Origin of the sequence: Herbaspirillum sp. VT-16-41 (assembly GCF_001994935.1) — a bacterium.
Lineage (GTDB): Bacteria > Pseudomonadota > Gammaproteobacteria > Burkholderiales > Burkholderiaceae_D > Herbaspirillum > Herbaspirillum frisingense.
Map to the genome: position 1 here is coordinate 121,743 of NZ_MUXB01000108.1, position 23,797 is coordinate 145,539.

Annotated in this window: 21 protein-coding genes and 1 riboswitch; of the genes, 19 read left to right on the forward strand and 2 right to left on the reverse strand. The window is 66.6% G+C overall.

The window, feature by feature from the left end; genetic code table 11:
* Positions 1 to 156 precede the first annotated feature (156 nt).
* Complete coding sequence (galU, locus tag BTM36_RS14280; protein ID WP_077236812.1) at positions 157 to 1,170, reverse strand: UTP--glucose-1-phosphate uridylyltransferase GalU; 1,014 nt, start codon at positions 1,168 to 1,170, stop codon at positions 157 to 159.
* A 74-nt stretch (positions 1,171 to 1,244) separates the two neighbouring features.
* Positions 1,245 to 1,652 carry a hypothetical protein gene (locus tag BTM36_RS29010; protein WP_077236813.1) on the reverse strand — a complete coding sequence of 136 codons (408 nt, stop codon included), beginning with the start codon at positions 1,650 to 1,652 and terminating at the stop codon, positions 1,245 to 1,247.
* Between the two features lie 410 nt (positions 1,653 to 2,062).
* Between BTM36_RS29010 and BTM36_RS14290 the strand changes: the two genes are divergently transcribed.
* From BTM36_RS14290 to BTM36_RS14375, 19 genes are all read left to right on the forward strand, one after another.
* On the forward strand, positions 2,063 to 2,314 hold the full coding sequence (locus tag BTM36_RS14290; RefSeq protein WP_006463945.1) for a GlsB/YeaQ/YmgE family stress response membrane protein: 252 nt from the start codon (positions 2,063 to 2,065) through the stop codon (positions 2,312 to 2,314).
* 364 nt (positions 2,315 to 2,678) lie between these two features.
* Positions 2,679 to 4,328: a phosphoglucomutase (alpha-D-glucose-1,6-bisphosphate-dependent) gene (gene pgm / locus BTM36_RS14295; RefSeq protein ID WP_077236814.1), complete on the forward strand. Its 1,650-nt coding sequence runs from the start codon at positions 2,679 to 2,681 to the stop codon at positions 4,326 to 4,328.
* Positions 4,329 to 4,524: 196 nt separating this feature from the next.
* Complete coding sequence (locus BTM36_RS14300) at positions 4,525 to 4,863, forward strand: hypothetical protein (protein WP_077236815.1); 339 nt, start codon at positions 4,525 to 4,527, stop codon at positions 4,861 to 4,863.
* A gap of 59 nt (positions 4,864 to 4,922) precedes the next feature.
* On the forward strand, positions 4,923 to 5,069 hold the full coding sequence (locus BTM36_RS28370; RefSeq protein WP_006463942.1) for a hypothetical protein: 147 nt from the start codon (positions 4,923 to 4,925) through the stop codon (positions 5,067 to 5,069).
* Between the two features lie 449 nt (positions 5,070 to 5,518).
* Positions 5,519 to 6,259, forward strand: a complete 741-nt coding sequence (locus BTM36_RS14305) for a hypothetical protein (protein ID WP_254427010.1) — start codon at positions 5,519 to 5,521, stop codon at positions 6,257 to 6,259.
* A gap of 148 nt (positions 6,260 to 6,407) precedes the next feature.
* Positions 6,408 to 6,989, forward strand: coding sequence for a hypothetical protein (locus BTM36_RS14310; RefSeq protein ID WP_254427011.1), 582 nt, complete (start codon positions 6,408 to 6,410; stop codon positions 6,987 to 6,989).
* A 39-nt stretch (positions 6,990 to 7,028) separates the two neighbouring features.
* Positions 7,029 to 7,267, forward strand: a riboswitch (cobalamin riboswitch).
* A gap of 143 nt (positions 7,268 to 7,410) precedes the next feature.
* Complete coding sequence (locus BTM36_RS14315) at positions 7,411 to 7,617, forward strand: CbtB domain-containing protein (RefSeq protein ID WP_006463938.1); 207 nt, start codon at positions 7,411 to 7,413, stop codon at positions 7,615 to 7,617.
* A gap of 10 nt (positions 7,618 to 7,627) precedes the next feature.
* On the forward strand, positions 7,628 to 8,389 hold the full coding sequence (locus BTM36_RS14320) for a CbtA family protein (RefSeq protein WP_077236817.1): 762 nt from the start codon (positions 7,628 to 7,630) through the stop codon (positions 8,387 to 8,389).
* Positions 8,390 to 8,452: 63 nt separating this feature from the next.
* Entirely contained in the window at positions 8,453 to 8,794 is a 342-nt protein-coding gene (locus tag BTM36_RS14325; RefSeq protein ID WP_168189788.1) for a ferredoxin, read from the forward strand.
* Positions 8,787 to 12,986, forward strand: a complete 4,200-nt coding sequence (locus tag BTM36_RS14330; protein ID WP_077236819.1) for a cobaltochelatase subunit CobN — start codon at positions 8,787 to 8,789, stop codon at positions 12,984 to 12,986. Before BTM36_RS14325 ends, BTM36_RS14330 begins: the two co-directional genes overlap by 8 nt.
* Positions 12,983 to 15,022, forward strand: a complete 2,040-nt coding sequence (locus BTM36_RS14335) for a putative cobaltochelatase (protein ID WP_077236820.1) — start codon at positions 12,983 to 12,985, stop codon at positions 15,020 to 15,022. Before BTM36_RS14330 ends, BTM36_RS14335 begins: the two co-directional genes overlap by 4 nt.
* On the forward strand, positions 14,968 to 15,783 hold the full coding sequence (locus BTM36_RS14340) for a cobalt-precorrin-7 (C(5))-methyltransferase (protein ID WP_077236877.1): 816 nt from the start codon (positions 14,968 to 14,970) through the stop codon (positions 15,781 to 15,783). The genes BTM36_RS14335 and BTM36_RS14340 overlap by 55 nt, the downstream gene beginning before the upstream one ends.
* Positions 15,780 to 17,369, forward strand: coding sequence for a precorrin-8X methylmutase (locus BTM36_RS14345; protein WP_077236821.1), 1,590 nt, complete (start codon positions 15,780 to 15,782; stop codon positions 17,367 to 17,369). The genes BTM36_RS14340 and BTM36_RS14345 overlap by 4 nt, the downstream gene beginning before the upstream one ends.
* On the forward strand, positions 17,369 to 18,574 hold the full coding sequence (gene cbiD / locus BTM36_RS14350) for a cobalt-precorrin-5B (C(1))-methyltransferase CbiD (protein ID WP_077236822.1): 1,206 nt from the start codon (positions 17,369 to 17,371) through the stop codon (positions 18,572 to 18,574). Before BTM36_RS14345 ends, cbiD begins: the two co-directional genes overlap by 1 nt.
* Positions 18,571 to 19,338, forward strand: a complete 768-nt coding sequence (gene cobI / locus BTM36_RS14355) for a precorrin-2 C(20)-methyltransferase (RefSeq protein ID WP_077236823.1) — start codon at positions 18,571 to 18,573, stop codon at positions 19,336 to 19,338. Before cbiD ends, cobI begins: the two co-directional genes overlap by 4 nt.
* The gene (cobM, locus tag BTM36_RS14360; protein WP_077236824.1) at positions 19,335 to 20,111 is read left to right on the forward strand and encodes a precorrin-4 C(11)-methyltransferase; all 777 of its coding nucleotides are present in this window, start codon (positions 19,335 to 19,337) and stop codon (positions 20,109 to 20,111) included. Before cobI ends, cobM begins: the two co-directional genes overlap by 4 nt.
* Complete coding sequence (locus BTM36_RS14365) at positions 20,108 to 20,929, forward strand: cobalamin biosynthesis protein (protein ID WP_077236825.1); 822 nt, start codon at positions 20,108 to 20,110, stop codon at positions 20,927 to 20,929. Before cobM ends, BTM36_RS14365 begins: the two co-directional genes overlap by 4 nt.
* 162 nt (positions 20,930 to 21,091) lie before the next feature.
* A complete protein-coding gene (gene cobJ / locus BTM36_RS14370; RefSeq protein ID WP_077236826.1) occupies positions 21,092 to 22,651 on the forward strand; it encodes a precorrin-3B C(17)-methyltransferase in 1,560 nt (519 codons plus the stop codon).
* Between the two features lie 2 nt (positions 22,652 to 22,653).
* Entirely contained in the window at positions 22,654 to 23,793 is a 1,140-nt protein-coding gene (locus tag BTM36_RS14375; RefSeq protein ID WP_077236827.1) for a GTP-binding protein, read from the forward strand.
* Positions 23,794 to 23,797: the final 4 nt, after the last annotated feature.

The window sequence follows — 23,797 nt, forward strand, 5'->3', positions numbered from 1 at the left end:
TCTGCAGATGCATGGCGGCGATGCTAACAAGTCCAGGTTAAAACTCTGTGACAAAGGTCAAAACAATTTATACGAAGCGTAGGGAAGCATAGGGACGAAAAAAAAGCAGTCCGGCCAGAGGCTGGACTGCAATCAACAACGGTCTCTACCGGGGACTTACATGACACTACGGGCTACGGCTGGCTGCTTTTCGGTACTGGCCGGGACGGGGGCTGACGGGCTGGCCGCTGTCGGCTTCAATGGGGTGACGGTGGCCGGTCCCTTGGGCTGGGCCGCCTGCGCCAGATCGTGCTGGGCGGCAAATTCCTGCAGGTACTGGGCAAAGCCGCTACCCACTTCCTTGTGCTTGAAGCCCATGGCCACGGCGGCCTTCAGGTAACCCAACTTGGAGCCGCAATCGAAGCGCTGACCTTCGTAGCGATAGGCCAGGATCTGTTCCTGTTGCAGCAGGGCCGAGATGGCATCGGTGAGCTGGATTTCACCACCGGCGCCGGTACCGATGTTTTCCAGGCGCTCGAAGATGGCCGGGGTCAGGACATAGCGGCCGACCACCGCCAGGGTGGAGGGCGCATCTTCCGGCGCCGGCTTTTCGACGATGCCGGTCAGCAGTTCGGTGCGTTCGCCATGGGCGCTGCCGCTGACGATGCCGTACTGGCGGGTTTCCGGACGCGGCACATCCTGCACGGCCAGCAGGCTCTTTCCTTCGCGCTCGTAGAGGGCGGTCATCTGTGCCATCACATTCTTCTGGCCCGGGGCGGCATCCATGAAATCGTCGGCCAGCAGCACGGCGAAGGGCTCGTCGCCCACCAGCGGCTTGGCCAGCAGCACGGCATGGCCCAGGCCCAGCGGTTCGGCCTGGCGCACATAGACGCAGTTGATGTGCTTGGGAATGACGTTGCGGATGGTTTCCAGCAGCTTGACCTTGCCGGCGGCTTCCAGCTCGGTCTCCAGTTCATAGGCCTTGTCGAAGTGGTCTTCGATGGCGCGCTTGTTGCGGCCGGTGATGAAGATCATCTCGGTGATACCGGCTTCGACCGCTTCCTCGACGGCGTACTGGATCAGTGGCTTATCGACGATGGGCAGCATTTCCTTGGGCTGTGCCTTGGTGGCAGGCAGGAAGCGGCTGCCCAGACCAGCGACGGGGAAGACGGCTTTGGTGATTTTTTTCATGATAGGTCCAGGTAGATGGGTTGGAGGACGTGGCACCCTCAGACGCGGTGCAGGCTATTGGGCGCGGATGCGCTTCAAGCCTGTCGATTGTTTTTGATCATCTTCAGATGAAGGAAGGCACGGCAGCCGTGGAAAAACGGCGCCACACCGGGAAAGGCATGACTGAGCAGGCTGGCAGTGGTGTCGAGCAGGCTGCCGCCGGGGCGGCTGGTGTGGCTCGGGCCCGTTTGCGACGGCACGGCGTCGAGTTCGATGCGATGCTGCGAGTGCTGGGTACTACCCTCGTTGAGTTGCTCAAGCACAGCCGCCAGTTGCGGCGCCTTCAGCGAGATCTGCTGCATCAACTGGGCCGATTCGCGGGCATAGCGCGCATAGTGGTCGGCAAAGTCGGCATCACGCTGCGGCGGCGTGCCGAATGCGCTCAGCGCATAGGGATTGGCGAAGGCGGTGGGCTGCTGGGCGCTGGGCTCGTGGGTCGGCATGATGGCGGCTCTTGATCGACGTTGTTCAACGTAAGTAAGGCGTAGAAGTCTGGTGCTGGCGGTGCCTGGTACTTGTTGCACTGCTTTTGCTGCTCTGCTCTACTGCGAAGCAAGCTTAAAAAAACTCGCGCTTCCTCTCTATAGGAGTGCCGCCTTTTGCCGTGTAGGAAAACAGGAGGCCGCTCACCCCGGGAATTCCGGGTCGATGAAGATGAGCGGCCACGGGCGGGCTTGTCCTACAAGGAAATGGGCCGCTGTCCGATACCTGGCGGCAAGCGATGTTCCTAAGATGACCTCATCTGTTGTGCCGAGCGCCCGCAGAGAAGAGGAAGGAGCGTTGCCAATGGCCTGCGGGCCGGCGCACTCCGCGACCAACCCAAGAAAGACAGAACGCTAGGAAAGGGAACATCATGGAACACGGACTCATCGCATGGCTGATCATTGGTGCTGTGGCCGGCTGGCTGGCCGGTGTGCTGGTCAAGGGCGGCGGCTTCGGTCTGCTGGCCGACATCCTGATCGGTATCGTCGGTGCCGTCATCGGCGGCTGGCTGGCAGGTCTGCTGGGCATCGCCGTGGGCGGGGGTATCCTGGCCTCGATCATCACCGCGACCCTGGGTGCGATCGTGCTGCTGGTGATCGTACGCGCCTTCCGGCGAGCCTGACGGGGTGGGCGGGCAGGGCGGATGTGACGTCCGCCTTCAGCTTGCCGGCCTCAGCGCCGTCAGCGAATGCGTCCGTGCCTATGCCCGGGCGCATTTTGCGTTGTTTGCGGGAATCATCCAGAGATGATCCGTAGCAAGCGGCGCAAATCGCTGGAAGTCGCTGCAAGCGCTCCATTGATCACATCGTCACCAAATCGTCACGCTGACCTGCACGGAAATGCTGCAATGCGGCAGCAAAGCGTTACAATATTTCTGATGTTGAAAAAAGAATAAGTTTCGCGGGCGCGCGCTGTTGGCTGGCGCTGCTTCGCGTTCCCCGGTTTTCCGGGTTTCTCCTGCTATCCATTCATCCATAAAAGACACCATGAGTAGCGTCAATCCCCTCGCCGGCAAACGTGCCGCTCCTTCCGCCCTGGTCAACCTGCCGGTGCTGCTGTCGAACTATTACAGCCTGCGTCCGGATGTGTCCGTGCCGGCGCACCGGGTCGCCTTTGGTACTTCCGGTCATCGCGGCAACGCCAATGCCCACAGCTTCAATGAGTGGCACGTGCTGGCCATCACCCAGGCCATCTGCGATTACCGCAAGGAGCAGGGCTTCAAGGGGCCGCTGTTCCTCGGCATCGATACCCATGCCTTGTCCGAACCGGCCTGGCACAGCGCGCTGGAGGTGCTGGCGGCCAACGAAGTGGTGACCATGCTGGCCGAGGGCAGCCCCTACGCGCCCACCCCGGCCGTCTCGCATGCCATCCTCACGCACAACCGCGTGCACCGCGACAAGCTGGCTGACGGCATCGTGGTCACGCCGTCCCACAATCCGCCCGATAACGGCGGCTTCAAGTACAACATGCCCAATGGCGGCCCCTCCGACTCCGATGTCACCGGCTGGATCGAGAAGCGCGCCAATGCCTATCTGGAGCAGCAGCTCAAGGGCGTGCAGCGCGTCAGCTTCGAAAAGGCCTTGAAGGCTGATACCACGCGCCGCTACGACTACCTCGACAACTACGTCGGCGACCTGCCCAATATCATCGACCTGGCCGCCATCGCCGGTGCCAACGTCAAGATCGGCGTCGATCCGCTGGGCGGTGCCGGTCTGCACTACTGGTCGGCCATTGCCGATCGCTACAAGCTGAACCTGGAAGTGGTCAATACCGATGTCGATGCCAGCTTCCGCTTCGTGCCGCTGGACTGGGACGCGCAGATCCGCATGGACCCGTCCTCGCCCTACGCCATGAGCGAACTGATTGCCTTGAAGGATCGCTTCGATGTGGCCATGGCCTGCGATACCGACCATGACCGTCATGGCATCGTCGCCAAGAGCAGGGGCCTGCTGCCGGCCAATGACTATCTCTCGGTGGCGGTGTACTACCTGTTCCGTCATCGCCCGGCATGGCGTGCCGATGCTGCCGTCGGCAAGACGCTGGTATCCAGCCAGATGATCAATCGCGTGGCCGATCACCTGGGGCGCAAGCTGCTGGAAATGCCGGTCGGTTTCAAGTGGTTCGTGGATGGGCTGTATGACGGCAGCCTGGCCTTCGGCTGCGAGGAAAGCGCCGGTGCCTCCTTCGTGCGCTTCGACGGCCAGCCCTGGAGCACCGACAAGGACGGCATCACCGCCGCCCTGCTGGCGGCCGAGATGACGGCCCGCACCGGCAACGACCCGGGCCAGATCTACGCCGACCTGACCCGGCAACTGGGCGCGCCGCTGAACGGCCGCAAGGAAGCCGCCGCCACGCCCGAGCAGAAGGCGCGGCTGTCGCGCCTGTCGCCGGCCGATGTCAGTTCCACCGAACTGGCCGGCGAACCGATCCGCGAAGTCATGACGACGGCGCCGGCCAACGGCAAGGCCTTCGGTGGCCTGAAGATCGTTACCGACAACGGCTGGTTTGCTGCCCGTCCGTCCGGCACCGAGAACATCTACAAGATCTACGGCGAGAGCTTCCGCGACCAGACCCACCTGGACAAGATCTTTGCCGAAGCCCAGGAAATCGTCAGCCGCGCCCTCAAGGAAGATTGAATCGTACGGGCGCAGCACCCTCAGGCCGTCTCAGCGCCGCCATCCTCATCCGGGATGGCGGTTTTTTATTTGCCGTTGTTGGATGTTTTCCGTCCTTCCTACAGGGGAATCGGCCGATGTCTGGCTGAGAGCGGGGCGCGGGCTTCGTAAGATGAGTCATTCCATTATTCCATTCCAGCCCGGCAAGGAGGATCGCATGGAACAGTCTCATTCCCACCCGTCGGCCGCGCCTGAAGCGGCCTTGCTCAGGCCGCCCGGTAGCGTGGCGGGTGTTAAACCTGAAGATCCTGCACTGTCTTCGACCGCGCCGCATCCTGGCCAGGTAGAGCCCGACGGCACCGAGGACCCATGGTCCAACGCCGACGATGGCGTGCTACCCGAACAGCCGGCACCCGGTGCCGACCCATCCCCCATTTTTCCCAAGGAGAATCACATGCACAAGCCCCAGGACACTCCCCCGGTGGAAGTCCCGCCACTGGACCCGACGCCGCCGCAGGATCCGATTCCTCACCAGAATCCCACCGCACAGCGCTGATTTCGCCAGGAGCACGCTGCGCCGAGCAGCGTGCCATCGACATCGTCCAAGGAGGCCCATTGAATATCGCCCTGCACACGCCCCAGGAAACCCCGCCTGCGCACGACCCGCACCTGCCCCCACCGGAGTTGCCGGACGACGATCCGGTCCCGGTGGAAGACCCACCCCTGAACCCGCGCCCGTCCGACAAACCGATACGGATGTAGGAGGGAGAGAATCGTTGAGGCATCAACGCCCCGATGCAGCATGCCTCATTGGCTCGCGGCATCGTGAGCGTACTGCAGGCGTAGCCGGATACGGTCGCGCCTGCTTTTTTTTGTGCGCTGGGTAGAGACTGTGCCCAATAAACTGGATTGCTCGTGAACATTCAGCTTGAAATTGTAAAAACTGAAGTGAAAAGCGGTCTTGCAAGCTTCTGCAGTTAACGGGCGTAAATGCTGAATCGCTGGCGCTGCCATCGGCTTGCATCGAAACCTTGCTTCATTCAGACAATTCCCATGTCAAGTGCTTTACATCTGTGAAAACATGCCGTTTTGGCAGCAGGTACGGACGGATCGGGCAGGGTGGGGCGCAAGGTCCCGGATAGTACTTCCCACTGGCATCCATCCCGGTTTTCCGGCTGACCACCCCCCGTTTCCACAGAGGAGTGCAGCCCTTGTCCGATGATTATCAGCTTCCCATTGCCCCCGGTCATCCGGGCCATCCCGGCCGTCGTCGCAGTCAGCGCCGGCACGTGCTCCAGACCCTTACGCCGTTATACGTGCTGGTACGCGCCACCGGCCTGGCCAGTGCCGACGGCCTGTGCCAGGTGATGTGCGAGCGGACCCGCAATCACGACAACGGGCCCGGCACCAATGCCATGGTGGTCTACCTTTCCCCCTTCGAGGCCTGCATCGACGCCGCCTGGCACGCCCTGGCTCCCGATCGCTACGAGGTCATGGCAGCCTCCGCCTTCAGCCCTGACGAACTGCTGATCTACCAGCCCGAACGCTTGCCCTACTGCCTGCACGTGGCCTGGGGTGCGCACGACGGCCAGCTGGTGGTGCGTCGGGATGGCGGCCTGCTGCGCCTGTCCTCGGCCCACAGCGCCGCCATCTCGCAGCTGATCGACGCCATCCACCTGCGCATCGAGTTGCCGGTGCTGGAATGCCATGAACGCCTGTGGGAGCAGGCCGGCCTGTTCGCCCATGCCGAATCCCACGCCCGCATGCTGGCCGCCAGCCACGTCGAGCGCCATCGCCAGGCGCTGCAGGCAATCCGCCGCATCCCCGGCACGGCGCGGCCGGGGGCGCCGATCAACCAGGTGGCGCTCTACGATGTGGAGTCGGCGCAATGGCATTTCGTGGCCCTGAAGTTGTTCCAGGGCATCGTCCAGGAGCGTCAACCGGGCTACTAGAAGTGACTTCCCTCCCATTCGGGCAGGCTTTCTTTGTCTTCATTCAGAATTTTCTGATATGAAAGGAAATTCACTTCTGCAACGATGGCGGCGAGTCCGGGGCTGGGTGTGCCAGTGCCGTCCCGTTGCACGATCTTGGAGCCTGTTTTTGACCCGCTGCCTTGCCACTGTCTGTTACTGGTGCGTACCGCTGCGGCGTTCCGTGCCACTGGCCTTGCTGCTGATCTGTCTGGCGGCCTGCCCGGCGGCCCAGCCCCTGCCCGGCGTCGTACTCGACACCTGCCTGGCCGTTGACCGTGCCAGCGACAGCCGGGTCACCATTGATCCCGTGGCCGGCCGGGTGCAGATGCTGGAGCAGGGCCCGTTGTCGCCCTACCGCCTCTACCTGCCCGATGGCGACAACTCCCGCTGGCGCATCGGCTATGCCAGCGGCAACCCGGGCGCCGGTGATTACCTGTTCGTCAATTCCCATCGCGGCTACATCGACCGCGCCATCGCCCTCGGCGCGGAGGCAGCGTCTACCGTGCAGCGGCCGCAGGAGGCCTCCTTCGCCCTGCTGAGCCACCTGGGCCAGCGCTACCTCTGCCTGATGGAACTGCGCGGAGAACGGGGCGGCAGGCAACTCCGTGCGGTCTTCGTGGGACGTATCCCGTTCGGCATGGGCGGCGACCTCCATCTCTACTACAAACTGGCCACCCCGCCGCCAGCCACGACCGACCCGGCCCGCTGAGCGCCGTGTTGCCCAACCGGGCCCCCGCCTTTATACTTCGCCCCTAGCATTGCTTCTGGTATCCCGCGCGCAGCCGCGCCAGGGATTCAAACGGGAAGCCGGTGCGGCCCACGCGACCACGTGCGGCCAATGCCGGCGCTGCCCCCGCAACGGTAAGCGAGGAAGGACACGCACTACGCCACTGTGCCTGAGCATGGGAAGGCGCCTGTCCGCGAAGCCTCAGACCTTGAGACTTCATCCCGCCAGCCCGGAGACCGGCCAGTAGCAAATTCTTCAATGATTCGCGGAGGGCGATCATGCGGACAGCTTCCATCATGTTTCCGAGCAGGCCCTGGCCAGCGTCGTCCGTGGACGACCGGATCGTGCATGGGTGCTTCACGTGTGGCTTTCTCCGTTCCATCCATCCAGCCAAGGAACGTGCATGTCCACCACCTCCGGTCTCAATGCCAGCAGCACCACTTCATCCTCCCACGCCGGCAGCCATGTCTGGCGCGATCGCATCGCGCCGTCGCTGCTGGCCTTTGTGCTGGGCGTGGCCCTGATCTACGGTGCCGGCTTCGCCTCCAAGGTCGAGCTGCACAATGCCGCCCACGACGGGCGCCATTCGGCCGGCTTCCCCTGCCATTGAGGAGCGTGCAATGAACTGGACCGTCTTCCGGCGCATGGCGTCGGCCGTGGTGGTGGCAGGCGCCTTGTCGGGCGTGCTGCTGTCGGGTGTGCAGCAATTCCAGGTCGAAAAGATCATCCTCCAGGCCGAGCAGTATGAAAAAGCGGCCGAAGAGGCTGCTCCGGCCGCCTCCGCCGCCCATGACCATGATCATGACGCCGCCCCGGCGCATGAGCATGCGGCCGGCACCCCGGCCCATAGTCACGGCGATGCACATGAGCACGACCCCAACGCCTGGGAGCCGGCTGACGGCGCCGAACGCACCGGCTATACCGTGCTGGCCAACGTCAGCATGGCAGTCGGCTTCGCCCTGATGCTGGTGGCCGCCTTTGCCATCAGCGGTCGCCGCGTCGGCTGGCGCAGCGGCCTGCTGTGGGGCCTGGCCGGCTATGGCGTGTTCTTTGTCGCGCCCTCGCTGGGCCTGCCGCCGGAAGTGCCGGGCACCCTGGCCGCGCCCCTCCACGCACGCCAGTTGTGGTGGGTGATGACGGCGGTCATGACCGCCGCCAGCCTGGGGCTGTTCGTGTTCGGCCGTGGCTGGTGGTGGAAGGTCCTGGCCGTACTGCTGCTGGTGGTGCCGCACCTGGTCGGCGCGCCGCAACCCGAGCTGCATGGCAGTGCCGCGCCGGAAGAGCTGGCGCAAGCCTTCATCCGCGCCACCGCCATGGCCAATGCCGTGTTCTGGCTGGCCCTGGGCGGCCTGACCGGTTTCTTCTACCGCCGGTTCGGTTGAACCGTCTGGCGTTGGCTGTCCGGCCAACGCCGATAGCGTCGCGGCGCCTCTGAAAGTGAAGCAATGAGAACTCATCACCGCCACGTGCTCATGTGCGTCGGCCCGCGCTGCACCGAGAACGGTGTCCTGGCCGAAGCCATGTTCGGCGTCCTGGGCGAGCAGATCGACGCCCGTCCCGACTTGCGCGTCAAGCGCACCCGCACCCATTGCATGGTGGCCTGCAAGGCCCAGGCGCCGGTGGTGGTGGTCTATCCCGAAGGCGTCTGGTATCGCTGTGAAGACGCCAGCGCCATCGAGCGCGTGGTGGTGGAACACCTCGAAGGCGGACGCGAAGTCAGCGACCTGGTCTTCCATCGCCTGGGCAGCGGCGACATCCATCCCGAACCGGAGCGTAGCGATGTCTGAATCAGCCACTTCAGCGACCTCAGCCGCCCGTCCGCAGATCGTCCTGCTCACCCACGCCCCGACCGACCTGGCCATGCTGGCCGCCGCCCGCAGCCAGTTGCCGGCGGACTTTCCCCCGGTGGCCGGCTACGACCTGCAAGGCCTGCATGCCGACACCGATGAACACGGGCAGCCGCGCCGCACCCTGGCCGACATGCTGCGCGAAGAGCTGTCGACGGCGCAGGTGATCGTGCTGCGCATCCTTGGCCGCCTGGGCGCCGTCAATGGCCTGCCCGAGCTGCTACGCGTGGCGCGTGCCGAGGGCCGGCAGCTGATCCTGCTGTCCGGCACCGGCGAGCCCGATGCCGAACTGGCCGCCGCCTCCACCGCGCCGGTCGATGCGCAGCAGCAGGCGCTGGCCTATTTCAACGGCGGCGGCAGCGTCAACCTGGCGCAGATGCTGCGCTGCCTGTCCGACCGCCTGCTGCTGAGCGGCTACGGCTATGCACCGGCGCAGGCACTGCCCGAACACGGTCTCTACCATCCCGACCTGGAGCAGGATGCCGGCATCGCCGACTGGCTAACCCTGCGCGCCCGCGCACCCGCTGGCAAGCCGGCCGTGGGCATCATCTTCTACCGGGCGCACTGGCTCTCGGGCAATACCGGTTTCATCGACGCACTGGTGGCCGCGCTGGAAGCACGCGGCCTGGACGTGCTGCCGGTGTTCACCTCCTCGCTGCGGGTGTCGGCCGCCAGCGGCGCCGCCTTGCCACCCGCGCTGCAATACTTCGGCGCCGGCCAGGTGGACCTGATCATCAACACCACCTCTTTTGCCATGGGCGAGATCACCGCCGGTGGCGTCACTCCGGCCGGCTGGTCGGTCTCGGTACTGGAGCAGCTGGACCTGCCGGTACTGCAAGCCATCACCAGTGGCATGACGCAAGACCAGTGGCAGCATTCCACGCGCGGCATGAACCCGCTGGACGCCGCCATGAACGTGGTGCTGCCAGAGTTCGACGGCCGCATCATCGGCGTGCCGCTATCCTTCAAGGAAGTCACCGACAATGGCGCCGTGCAATACCGGGCGCTGCCGGACCGCGTGCATCGCATCGCCGGCCTGGCGCAGCGGCTGGTGCGCCTGCGCACCACACCCAATGCGCACAAGCGCATCGCCTTCATCTTCACCAATTCCAGCAGCAAGGCCGCGCAGATCGGCAATGCCGTCGGGCTGGACGCACCGGAGTCCCTGATGGCCGTGCTGCGCGCCCTGCAGGCCGACGGCTACGCTATCGCCGACCTGCCGGCCAGCGGTACCGCGCTGATCCATGAACTGGTGGACCGCTGTTCCTACGACGACATCCTGCTCACCGAAGACCAGTTGCGCCGCGCCGCCGCCCGCATTCCCGCCGTCCGTTACGCGCAATGGTTCGCGGCCTTGCCCTCGGCCCTGCAAGCCAGGATGGAGTGCCAGTGGGGCGCCGCGCCCGGCCAGGCCTATGTGCATGAGCAGCACCTGGCCATCGCCGGCCTCGACCTGGGCCATGCCTTCGTCGCCCTGCAGCCGCCCCGTGGCTATGGCATGGACCCGGACGCCATCTACCACCAGCCCGACTTGCCGCCCACCCATCACTACTACGCCCTGTACCGCTGGCTGGACGAAGAATGGGGCGCCGACGCCATCGTCCACGTCGGCAAGCACGGCACGCTGGAATGGCTGCCCGGCAAGGGCGTGGGCCTGTCCGAGGCGTGCTTCCCCGATGCGCTGCTGGGCGACCTGCCGCTGTTCTATCCCTTCATCATCAACGACCCCGGCGAGGGTTCGCAGGCCAAGCGCCGCGTCCACGCCGTGGTGGTAGACCACCTGACGCCGCCGATGACCACCGCCGACAGCTATGGCGCCCTGGCGCAGCTGACGCAACTGGTGGACGAGTATTACCAGGTGGAAGTGCTGGACCCCGCCAAGCTGCCGCTGCTGCAGCAGCAGATCTGGGAACTGGTGCGGCAGACCAACCTGGATACCGACCTGCAGTACAAGCTGCTGCATCACGACCATGATCATGACCACGATCACGGCCATGGACATGCTCACCATCATCACCATCATGGCGATCATGCTCACCATGATCATGAGCACCACGATCACGACCACCCGCACGAAGACGGCGAACTCCCGCACGAAGACGGCGAACTCCCGCACGAAGACGGCGAACTCCCGCACGCCCTGACCGAACTGGACGGCGCCGGCGTGGCGCACCTGATCGAAGACCTGGACGGTTACCTCTGCGAACTGGGCGCGGCCCAGATCCGCGACGGCCTGCACATCCTCGGCCGCATGCCCGATCAGGCACAGATGCCCGACATGCTGGTGGCCCTGGTGCGCCTGCCCAATCAGGACCTGCCGGGTCTGCAGGAAGAGGTGGCACGGTTGTTCGGCCTGTCGCTGGACATGCTGCTGGAACACAAGGGCCGTCGCCTCAACATCGACGACGCCCTGGCCCGTTGCGCCGGTCGCGCCATCGTCACCCGCGCCGATGCGCTGGAAGCCATCGACGCCCTGTGCCTTTCGCTGATGCAGGCCCTGCAGCAGCAGAACTTCACTGTGCAGTCCATCGACAGCGTACTCAAGACCGTTTTCGCGGCGCTGGAGCAGGCCAGCCCCGAGCAGCGACCGCGCCTGCAACCCGCCCTGGGCAAGAGCGCCGGCAGCGTGCTGGGTGGCATGCGCGCGCTGGCCCACCCATCGGCTGCGCCGGTGAAGCGGACCACGCCCCCGGCCGCGCACACGACGCTGGACCAGGCCAGCGGGCTGCGCCGTGTGCTGGCCTTCGCCTGCGAACAGCTGGTGCCGCGCCTGCACCAGACCAGCGAAGAAATCGGCAACCTGCTCTGCGGCCTGCGTGGCGGCTACATCCCGGCCGGCCCCAGCGGTTCGCCCACGCGCGGCATGGCGCACATCCTGCCCACCGGCCGCAATTTCTATTCGGTCGATCCGCGCAGCGTGCCCTCGCAATCGGCCTGGCGCGTGGGTCAGCAACTGGCGCGTGAAGTGCTGGCGCGCCACCACCGCGAAAGCGGCGATTACCCCGAGAGCGTGGCCATCAGCATCTGGGGCACCAGCGCCATGCGCACCCACGGCGACGACGTCGCCCAGATTCTGTCGCTGATGGGCGCACGCCCGCTCTGGCGCGCCGGCAACCGGCAAGTGGCCGGGGTCGAACTGGTGCCACTGGAAGAATTGCAGCGCCCGCGCATCGACGTCACCACCCGTATCAGCGGCTTCTTCCGCGATGCCTTCCCGCAGTTGATCGAACTCATCGACGACGCCGTGCAACTGGCCATCGCCGCCGACGAGCCGGAGCACATGAACTTCGTGCGCAAGCACTACCTGCGCGACCTGCAGCAGGGCCTGCAAACCGGGCTGGGCCAGGCCGAGGCCGCCACCCAGGCGGCCTACCGTGTCTTCGGCGCCAAGCCCGGCAGCTACGGTGCCGGCATCCTGCCCCTGATCCAGGAAAAGAACTGGCAGGACCAAGCCGATTTCGCCGAGGCCTACATCAACTGGGGCGGCTTTGCCTATGGCCGCAAGGTGCAGGGCGCCGACCAGCGCCAGGCCTTCCGCCAGCGCCTGGCCGGGGTGCAGGTGGCCCTGCATAACCAGGACAATCGCGAGCACGACATCTTCGACAGCGATGACTACCTGCAGTACCACGGCGGCATGATCGCCACCATCCGCGCCCTGTCGGGCCAACAGCCGCGCCATTACTTCGGCGACAGCCATGACCCGCAACGCGCCGCCGTGCGCGACCTGAAGGAAGAAACCCTGCGCGTCTTCCGCGCCCGGGTGGTCAATCCCAAGTGGCTGGCCAGCATCCGTCGCCATGGCTACAAGGGCGGCCTGGAACTGACAGCCACCGTCGATTACCTGTTCGGCTACGACGCCACCGCCCAGGTGCTGGACGACTGGATGTACCAACAACTGGCCGAGACCTATGGCTTCGACCCGGCCATGCGTGAATTCCTGGAACAGGCCAACCCCTGGGCCCAGAACGCCATTGCCGAGCGCCTGCTGGAAGCCGCCAGTCGCGGCATGTGGCAAGAGCCCGATGCACAGACACTGGAGCGACTGCGCGCCCTCTACCTGCACAGCGAAACCCTGCTCGAAGCCCGTGGCGAAACCGTGCGTGGCAGTGAACACACCAAGGACATGCAATGAGCGCGGCCCACCCCCATCACCATCCTGGCTATCCCTTTTCCGCCATCGTCGGCCAGCCCCTGCTGAAAGAAGCACTGCTGCTGTGCGCCGTCGATCCTGGCATCGGCGGCGTACTGGTACGCGGCGACAAGGGAACCGCCAAGAGCACCGCCGCACGCGGCCTGACCCAGGTGCTGCCGGCCATCCTGCGCAACCCCGGTTGCGCCTTCAACTGCGCGCCCGGCCAGCCCGCTGCGGCCTGTGCGGTCTGCAGCGCGCAGGAGCCACCCACCGCCACGCTGGCCGAGGTCCCCTTCGTCACCTTGCCGCTGGGCGCCACCGAAGACCGCGTGCTGGGCTCGCTGGATCTGCAGCTAGCCCTGCAGGGCGGCCAGCGCGCCTTCCAGCCGGGGCTGCTGGCGGCGGCCCATCGCGGCATCCTCTACATCGATGAAGTCAACCTGCTGGCTGATCACCTGGTCGATGTCCTGCTGGACGTGGCCGCCATGGGCGTCAACGCGGTACAGAGAGAAGGGCTGTCGGTCAGCCATCCGGCCCGCTTCACCCTGATCGGCACCATGAACCTGGAAGAGGGCGACCTGCGCCCGCAACTTCTGGACCGCTTCGGCCTGATGGTGGAAGTGACGGCGCCCACCGACAAGTCAGTACGCGCCGAAGTGGTGCGCCGACGCATCGCCTACGAAGCCGACCCGCAGGCCTTCACCAGCCAGTGGCAGGCCCAGCAGGATGCCCTGCGCGCCCAGGTGGCCCAGGCCCAGCGCCTGCTGCCCGGCGTGGCGCTGGACGACGCCATGCTGGAACTGATCAGCCATCTCTGCTGCGAGTTCGAGGTGGCCAGCCTGCGTGCCGACATCGTCATGCACAAGACCGCCCGCGCCATCGCCGCCTTGCAGGCCCGCGCGCGCGTAACCCCCGACGACGTACGCGCCGCCGCGCTCCTGGTGTTGCCACACCGCCGTCGCCGCAAGCCTTTCGAACAGAGCGGCATGGACCAGGACAAGCTCGACGATCTGGTCGATCAGGCGCGACAGGCGCAGGGGGAAAGCCAGGGGCAGGGCAGCGCAGGCGCACCACCCGATACCGCCCCGGATGAACAGGAAGGGCAAGAACCGCAGGATCAAAAGGAGCAGCAAGAGCGGCAAGAGCAGCAAGAACAACAGAATGGAGAAGGCGAGAGTGCCCAGCAGACCTTCGCCACCGGCGCCGCCGGTCCGGCCCGCAAGATCAGCGTGGTCACGCCCACCACGAGCTTTCCGGCCTCCACGGCCAGTGGCCGCCGCAGCGCGGTGGCCGACGCCAGCCGGGGCAGCGCCCTGCGCGCCGTGCCGGACGCCAATCCGGACCGCCTGGCCGTCGGTGCTACACTGCGCAGCGCCGCCGTGCGGGGCGCCCTGGCGGGCGAGGGCGGCGAGCGCCTGCAGGTCACCCGCGAAGACCTGCATCGCCAGGTGCGCAGCGGCCGTGGCGCCAACCTGATCGTCTTCGTGGTCGATGCCTCCGGCTCCATGGCCGCGCAGCGGCGCATGGAAGCGGTCAAGGGTGCCGTGCTGGCACTGCTGACGGACGCCTACCAGCGTCGCGACCAACTGGCCGTGATCGGTTTTCGTGGTGAACAGGCGCAACTGCTGCTGGCGCCGACCCGCAGTGCCGACCTGGCCGAGCAGGGCCTGCGCGAACTGCCCACCGGTGGACGCACGCCACTGCCGCACGCGCTGCAACTGGCGGCGCAACTGCTGCAGCAGACCAGCCAGGCCAGCGATGAGCTGCCGCCGCTGCTGGTGATCCTGTCCGACGGCAAGGCGAATGTGAGCCTGCCCGGCAGCCAGGGCGACGCTTGGACGCAGACCCTGGAAGCGGCCGCCAACCTGGCCGCGCAAGCCATACCGGCGCTGGTGCTCGATACCGAATCGGGCTACCTGCGCCTGGGCCGTGCGGCCCAACTGGCCGAGGCGCTGGGTGCGCCCTGCCTGACCCTGGAACAATTGACCGGCGACGCCCTGGCGTTGACCGTGCGCGCCCAACTGGGCAAGCGCTGAAAGGAAAGAACATGATCATCTGTATCGGCGCCGGCCCCGGCGACCACTCCTATCTCACCCTGCGCGGCGCCGAACTGATCCGCAACGCCGACGTGGTGGCCGGCTTCAACGCCGTGGTGGACGTAGTCAAGGAACTGATCCCCGCCAGCGCCCAGGTGGTGCTCATGGGCTACCGCGACCAGGTCGCCAAGCTCGACGAAGTGGCGGCCCTGCACCACGCCGGCAAGCGCTGCGTGGTGGTCTTCATGGGCGACATCCACTTCAGCGGCTTCCAGTACCTGGAACGCGTGGAACGTGCCTGCGGCCACCGGGTGGAAACCCTGCCCGGCATTTCCTCGGCCCAGATCCTGGCCTCCCGCGCCCGCGTCTGCTTTGACGAGACCACCTTCATCACCTTCCACCGCCGTGGCGACCTGGAACCCTTCAAGCGCCATCTGGTGCATGTCCTCAATGACGGTCGCAATGCCATCGTCATCCCTTGCCCCTGGGATGCGGCGCGTTCCTTCATGCCGCGCCACATTGCCAGCTATCTCCTGCAGCAGGGCGTCAGTCCCGATCACCCCACCGAGGTCTGGGAAAACCTGACCCGGGGCGACGCCGAATGGCACGGCAAGCTGGCCGATTGCGCCGATGTCGAATTCAGCGACATGAGCATCATGCTCATCCGCACCCTCGCCCCCATGGCCAGCCAGATCGAACCGCCGCCGGCAGCTGCGGTGGCAGGAGCAGCGGCAGGAGGAGCGGCAGGAGGAGCGGCATGAAGGAGCTCACCCCGCAGCGGACCAGGTCGGCGGTCGTCATCGCCGGCCACGGCAGCCGCGATCCCGATTCCCTGCGCGAATTCGAGGCGCTGGTGGAACTGGTGCGCCAGCGCGCCCAGGGGCGCATCGTGCGTCACGGCTACCTGGAATTCGCCGCCCCCACGATTGCCGAGGCGGCTGCCGCCTGCGTGGCCGAGGGGGCCACCGAGGTGGCCGTGGTGCCCGGCGTGCTGCTGGGCGCGCGTCATGCCAAGAACGACATGCCGGCCGAACTGCTGGCCCTGGCGCGGGATTACCCGCAGGTGGATTTCCACTTCGGCGCGCCGATGGACCTGCATCCGCTGCTGCTGCAACTGGTGCAGCAACGGGTGGTGGAGGCCGAGGCCACCTCCGAGGAAATCATCCACCGCCAGGACAGTTGCCTGGTGCTGGTCGGCCGTGGCACCACGGACCCCGACGCCAATGGCGAGATCGCCAAGCTGGCCCGCATGGTGCAGGAAGGGATGGGCTTCGGCGGCGTCAAGGTCTGCTTCTCGGGCACGGCCACACCGCTGGTGCGCGAAGGCCTGTCGCTGGCCGCCGGCCAGGGCTGGCAGCGCCTGGTAGTGCTGCCGTTCTTCCTCTTCGATGGCGTGCTGGTCAAGCGCATCTATGCCGCCGCCGACGAACAGGCCGCGCGCGAGCCCGGCGTGGAAGTGCTCAAGGCCGCCTACCTGGGCGTGCACGCCCATGTTGCCGATGTCATGCTGGAGCGCGCCCGCGAGGCCGTCGAAGGCCGCGCCGCGATGAACTGCACCCTGTGCAAGTACCGCGTGCAGATCGTCGGTTTCGAACAGCAGGTCGGCGAGCCGCAGCGCGCCCATCATCTGCAGGTGCGTGATCTGACTGCCCGCGCCCAGTCGGCGGCGATACCGGCGCGCACCGCGCCCTACGTGCCGCATCCCATCGAGGCCGAGAGCATGGAGATCATCCAGGCCGGGCGCGACTGGAGCGGCTTCCCGCCGGAGCACCTGACCGTGCTGCAGCGGCTGGTGCATACCAGCGGTGACTTCGCCGTGGCCGATGAAATCTATTTCTCGGCCGGTGCCGCCCAGGCCGGCATGAGAGCCCTGTTGCGCTGCAAGCGCGTGGTCACCGATGTGACCATGGTGCAGACCGGCTTGAAGCGCGCCGTGCTGGAACAGCTGGGCGTGGAGACCTGGTGCGGCGTGCATGATCCCGAGTCACACCTGATGGCCCAGAACCTGGGCATGACCCGCTCGGCGGCCGGCATCCGGCGCGCCTGGCAGAAGTTCGGCAACGATATCGTGCTGGCCATCGGCGACGCGCCCACCGCCATCACCGAAGCCGTGCGCCTGATCCGCGAACATGGCTGGCGCCCGCAACTGGTGATCGGCCTGCCGGTCGGCTTTGTCGGCACCCGCGAGAGCAAGGACGAGCTGCGCCGCTGCCTGCAGGTGCCGCGCATCACCAACAGCGGCACCCGGGGCGGCTCGCCCTGGGCCGCCAGCGTGGTCAATGCCCTGATGATCGATGCCATCGCCTGGCTGGTGCAGCAGGAAGCACAAGTCGAAGGCGTGCAGTGATGGACCACCCGGGCGAACTGCAACGCGCCGAATACGACCTGGCCGTGCTCGCCCCCAACGGTCTGCGGCGTGGTCGCAGCACCGGCAGTTGCGCCACGGCGGCGGTGCGCGCCGCGCTCTATCGCCTGCTGGGCGGCGTGACGCTGCAACAGACTGACGTCAGCCTGCCCGATGGCCGGCATTACCTGTGTGTGCCGGTCAAGGCGGTGCGCATGGTGGAAGAGGGCATGGCTGAAGCCGAAGTCCTCAAGGACGGCGGCGACGATCCCGACAACACCCATGGCGCTACCATCGTCGCCCAGGTGCGGCGTAATGCGCTCGGCGAGGTCCGCTTCTTCGCCGGCGAAGGCGTAGGCACGGCCACCATGCCCGGCCTGCGCGTGGCCGTCGGCGAGCCCGCCATCAACCCGGTGCCGCGTGCCATGATGCGCGCTGCCGTCGCCGAGGTATGGCAGGAACTGCAACCCGGCCCGGCCGACGTGCCCGGCTTCGACCTGCACATCGGCTGCCGCGAAGGCCGGGCCATCGCGCCCAAGACCTTCAATCCCAAGCTGGGCATCGTGGGTGGCATCTCGATTCTGGGGACTTCGGGCATCGTCGAACCGATGTCGATGGCCTCCTGGATCGCCTCCATCGAGGTCTATATCCGCGTGGCGCTGGCGGCCTGCACGCCCGGTGACGATGAGGGGGATGCCGTGGCCTACCTGCCGGGCAAGATCGGTCGCGTCTTCGTGGCGCAGACCCTGGGCCTGCCCGACAAGCGCAGCGTGCAGATCGCCAATTTCCTCGGCGATGCGCTGGACTTCACGCAGCAGGCCCTGAGCGAAGAGGGCCGCAGGCTGCCGCTGCTGTGGCTGGCCGGCCATCCCGGCAAGCTGGCCAAGGTACTGGACGGCGTGTGGGACACCCACTCCAGCAAGAGCAACATGGCCATGCAGGGCGTGGCCCGCGTGGCGCAAGACATGAACGCGGCAGGCGAGGGTGAGCTGTTCTCCCCCGCGCTGTTGCAGCAGATGAAGGAAGCCAATACGGTGGAAGCAATCATAGAGCTGGTCCGCCAGCAGGATAGCGCGCTCTCGCGCCGCCTCTGGAGCGGGATCGAAACCCGCATCGCCGCGCTGGCGCAGGCCCGCGTACCGGCGGTCTCGCGCATCGAAGTGCGTCTGTTCGACCTCGACGGCCGTCACCTGGGAGCACTGGCATGACGGATCCCAAGACCGGCCGCCTGACCGGCATCGGCGTCGGCCCCGGCCCGGCTGGCTACCTGCCGCTGGCGGCGCTGGCCGCATTGCGCAGCGCCGACCTGATCTACATTCCCCGGGCGCGTGGCGCCGACCTGTCGGTCGCCCTGCAATGCCTGGAAGGCGTGGAGTTCGACCGCAGCCGCCTGCGCGAGATCGAGTTCAACATGGACCCCGACCGCCAGGTCCTGCAGGAACACTACGCCCAGCTGGGCCAGCAGCTGGCGGCACAACTGCGCGCCGGTCAGCGACTGGTGTACCTCACCATCGGCGATGCGCTGACCTACTCGACCTATGGCTATGTGCTGGCGGCCGTGCGCGACCTCTATCCGCAATGTGACTGTGTCACCTTGCCCGGCATCACCAGCTACGCGGCCGCTGCCGCGGCGCTGGAATGGCCGCTGGGCGTGGGCAAGGAACGCACCCTGATCCTGCCCTGCCCGGAAGACGCCGCCACCCTGCGCACCGAGATCGAGAGCCACGACATCGTCGTGCTGATGAAGGTCGGCGCGCGCCTGCCCTGGGTCCTGGACCTGCTGCGTGAAATGGACATCGCCCGACACTGCGGCTTTGCCCGCCGCATCGGCCTGGAAGGCGAGGTACTGGCCAGCGACCTGAGTACGCTCGATGCGGCCGAGGCCAGCGGCTACCTGGCCGTGCTGCTGATCCGCAAGACCGCGCAGGCGCAGCGCCATCGCCCGCCAGCATCATTGAAAGGAAGTGCATGAAAGTCTATTTCGTCGGCGCCGGCCCCGGTGCGGCCGACCTCATCACCCTGCGCGGCGCGCGCCTGCTGGGCCAGGTGCAGATGGTGCTGTATGCCGGCTCGCTGGTGCCCACCGCCTTGCTGGAACATTGCCGCGCCGATGCCGAGATCATCGACACCGCCGCGCTCGACCTGGAACAGCAACAGGCCTGCTATGAACGCGCCCGGGAGCAGGGCATCGACGTCGTGCGCCTGCATTCCGGCGACCCCGCCATCTATGGCGCCACCGCCGAACAGATGCGCCGCCTCGACGCGCTGGGCATCGCCTACGAGGTGGTGCCGGGCGTGTCCTCCTTCACGGCAGCCGCCGCTGCGGTCTCGGCCGAGCTGACCAAGCCCGAGGTATCGCAGAGCGTGATCCTGACCCGTGTCTCTGGCCGCGCGTCGGCCGTGCCGGAATCCGAATCGATCGCCTCCCTGGCCGCGCATCGCGCCACGATGTGCATCTTCCTCTCCGGCCCGCACCTGAAGAAGATCGTCACCGACCTGCTGCTGCACTATCCGGCCGAGACCCCGGTGACCCTGGTCTATCGCGCCACCTGGCCCGAACAGCGTGTCTATCAGGGGCAACTGGACAAGGTATTGGAAGAGAACAAGCGCGGTGAATGGAACCTGACCACCATGATGCTGGTGGGCGCGGCGCTGGACAAGGCGCAGGTGGCCGAGTCCAGCCTCTATTCCAAGGACTTCACGCATCTGTTCCGCGTGGTGAAGAAGAACAAGGATGCCGCATGAACCCGCCGGTCGCCTTGCCTGAACTCGGCCTGTGGCCAGTGCGCGTCGAAGCCGCGCCGCTGGCCATGTACCTGCAGGACAGGCTGGGTGGCCAGTTGTACCAGCCCTGGCTCAATAGCGAGGCAGGCACATCGCAGTCGCAGCGCCAGCAGTTCGCGCTGGCCTATCGCCGCCATCGCCAGTGGATCATGATCGGTGCCACCGGCATCGCCGTGCGTTTCCTCGACGGCCTGCCGCAGGACAAGCACAGCGACCCGGCCGTGGTGCTGGTGGATGAAGCGGCCCGCTTCGCCATCTCGCTGCTGGCTGGTCACGAGGGTGGGGCCAACAGCCTGGCCTTTCGGGTGGCGCAGCTGACGGGCGCGCAGCCGGTCGTGACCACCGCCACCGAAGCCGTCAAGCCGCTGGTGCTGGGCATAGGCTGCCGCAAGCTGGCCTCGGTCGAACAGATCGGCGCGGCCGTCGCGCAGGCGCTGCAGCAATGCCCCGGCGCCACACTGGCCCAGGTGCGCGAAGTCGCCACCATCGACCTCAAGGCCGAGGAACCCGGCCTGCTGGCCTTCTGCGCCACCCATGGCTTGCCGCTGCGGGTGATCGCCCGCGAGCAGATCGCCCAGCGCGCCTGGGTGGGCAAGCCCTCGGAGTGGGTGCGGCAGAACATCGGCGTGGACGGCGTGTGCGAACCGGCGGCGCTCATCGCCAGCCCGCGTGGCCGCCTGCTGCTGGGCAAGACGGCGCTGGATGGGGTGACGGTGGCCATCGTGGATGATGGCGAGGGGTGGCGCAGTTTCATTGAAAATTTGCATGACCCAGCTTAGGGATGAATTCAATACCGTTCGGACTGAGTAGGCCCTGCAGGGCCGTATCGAAGGCGCGTCTTCGATACGCGGCTTCGCCGCTACTCAGTCCGAACGGGCATGAGAAATAACGGGCATGAGAAGTTTTGGTAGTCGTCGCTCAATTTTTAGCAGGAAAACAGGATGGAAGCAGTCAAGAAAAAAGGCGTATTGAACCTGGTCTCGGTCGGCCCCGGTTTCGAAGAGATGATCATCCCGCGTGCCATTGAGGCCTTGCGCGAGAGCGAGGTCATCGTCGCCTACGAGTTGTACCTGCGCTGGATCGCCGCGCACATCGAGGGCAAGGAAATCCACACCCCGCCACTGACGCAGGAGCGCGAGCGCGCCCTGCTGGCCATCGAACAGGCCCGCGCCGGGCGCCGGGTGGCGCTCATCTCCAGCGGCGACATCGGCATCTACGCCATGGCGGCGTTGGCCTTCGACGACATGCGCGAGGACGACACCTTTGAAGTCAACGTCATCCCCGGCGTGACCTCTGCCAATGCCTGTGCATCGCTCCTGGGCTCGCCGCTGTCGCACGACTTCGCCACGCTGTCGCTGTCCAACCTGCTATGCCCGTGGTCGTGGATCGAACAGCGCGCCAGCCACATCGCCCAGGCCGACCTGGCCTGCGTGCTCTACAACGTGCAGAGCGCCGGCCGGCAGGAGGGCGTCTATCGCATCCTGCAACTGATGCTGCAGCACAAGGCCCCGCATACCCTGTGCGGCGTGGTGCGCAATGCCTACCGCCCGGGCCAGCAGGTCTCCATCCATCGCCTGGATGAATTGCCGGGCCTGCAGTTCGACATGCTGACCTCGATCGTCATCGGCAACCGCTTCACCCAGCGCAAGCGCGACTGGATTTTCACCCCGCGTGGCTACAACGACTGGAGCGAAGAGTCGCAAGCCCAGGCGGCCGCTCACTTGCCGCCGCAGGCGGTGTGGGTGTTCGCCGGCACCAGCGACGGCAATGCGCTGGCCGCCGAGCTGGCCGGGCAGGGCCGCAGCGTCGTGGTCTCCACCGCCACCGACTATGGCGGCCAGCTGGCGCGCGGCGATTGCCCGGGCGTGTTCGTCTGGTCCGGTCGCCAGGGCGTGGAGGCGCGTCGCCAGGCCCTGCGCGACAGCCAGGCCCGGGTGCTGGTCGATGCCACCCATCCCTTTGCGGTGCAGATGTCGCAGCAACTGATGTCGCTGGCGCAGGAGTTGGGCATTCCCTACCTGCGCTATGAGCGCCCCAGCGAGATCGCCGCCGATGATCCCAATGCCTGCACCGACATGCAGGAGGCCGCCGCCCGGGCCATTGCCATGGGGCGCCGCATCTTCCTGGCCACCGGCTCCAAGGACCTGGCAACCTTCCTGCAGGCCAGCGGCGCGCAGGAGCGCCAGTGGTTCGCCCGTGTCACGGCCGACCCCGACTTCCTGCGTCGCGCCCTGGAACTGGGCCTGCCGCGTGCGCAGCTGTGCGCCATGCAGGGGCCGTTCTCGCAAGCCTTCAACGAAGCACTGTGGCGCGACTGGGGTATCGATTGTGTGGTCACCAAGGACTCCGGCGAGGCCGGCGGCTATCGGGCCAAGGTCGAGGCAGCGCGCGCCCTGGGCATCCCCCTGCTGACGGTGCGCCGTCCACGCCTGGACTACCCGCTGGTCGCCCATGATTTCGCTGAAGTCCATGCCCGCCTGGCGGCACTGGCGGGAGCCTGACGATGAGCGCCGCATCGGCTCCAGCATTGGCTACTGCCATGCCGCCCATCCCGGTGACCGTGGTCACCGGCTTCCTCGGGGCCGGCAAGACCACGCTGCTGCGCGCCCTGGTGCAGCGCCGCCAGTCGCGCCGGCTGGCCTTGCTGATCAATGAATTCGGTGAAGTCGCCATCGACGGCGACCTGCTGCGCGCCGACGGCGATGGACAGGGTCAGGTGCAGATCCAGGACTTTGCCCATGGCCTGATCGCCTATGGTGACGACGAGCAGTTCGTGCCGGCCATGCTGGCGCTGGCCGCCCGCCGTGCGCAGATCGACCATGTGCTGATCGAAACCTCCGGCCTGGCCCTGCCCAGCGCCGTGATGGAGGTGCTGCAGTCGCCCGAGCTGGCGCCGCACTTCGTGCTGGACGCCACCCTGGCCGTGGTCGATACCCCGTTGCTGCTGGAAGAAGCCTTCGCCAGTGGCGACGTCGTACGCGATGCCACCGCCAGCCTGTTCCGCCAGCAACTGGAATGCGCCGACGTGGTGGTCCTCAACAAGATCGACGGCATGGACGAAGCGCCCTTGCTGCAGGCCGAAGCGACCGTGCGCGCACTGGCGCCCAATGTGCGCTTCCTGGAACTGGCCTATGGCGCCCGGCTGGATATCCGCCTGGCGCTGGGCCTGCGCCTGCACCAGGCGGGCGCGACCGTGCATCACCACTACACGCCGGTGGGCATGCCGGGCGAGCGCGCCACGGTCGCGGCCGACCAGCGCCGCTTCAACGGCCATGCCCACTCCGGCCTGGGCGCGCACAGCCACGGGCTGTCCACCCACAAGCATTTCCACGAGCAAGACCCCGGCTGGCAATCCTTCACGCTGCGCAGCACGGCGCCGCAGGACCCGGAGCGCCTGCGCCAGGCGGTGGCCGCCGCCGCCCTGGCCGAGCCCATCCTGCGCGCCAAGGGCTTCGTGCACAGCGCCGCCGGCCCGCTGCTGCTGCAGGCGGTGCGCGCGCGCGTGGTGGCTGCTACAAGCGGGCAGGGCAGTACCGCCAGCCACGATGGCAAGCACAGCGAACTGGTCTTCATCGGCTACCATCCCAGTCGCAGCAACGTCGCCCGCATCCTTGCCGAGCGCACCGGTGCCGACTGGACCTGAACGA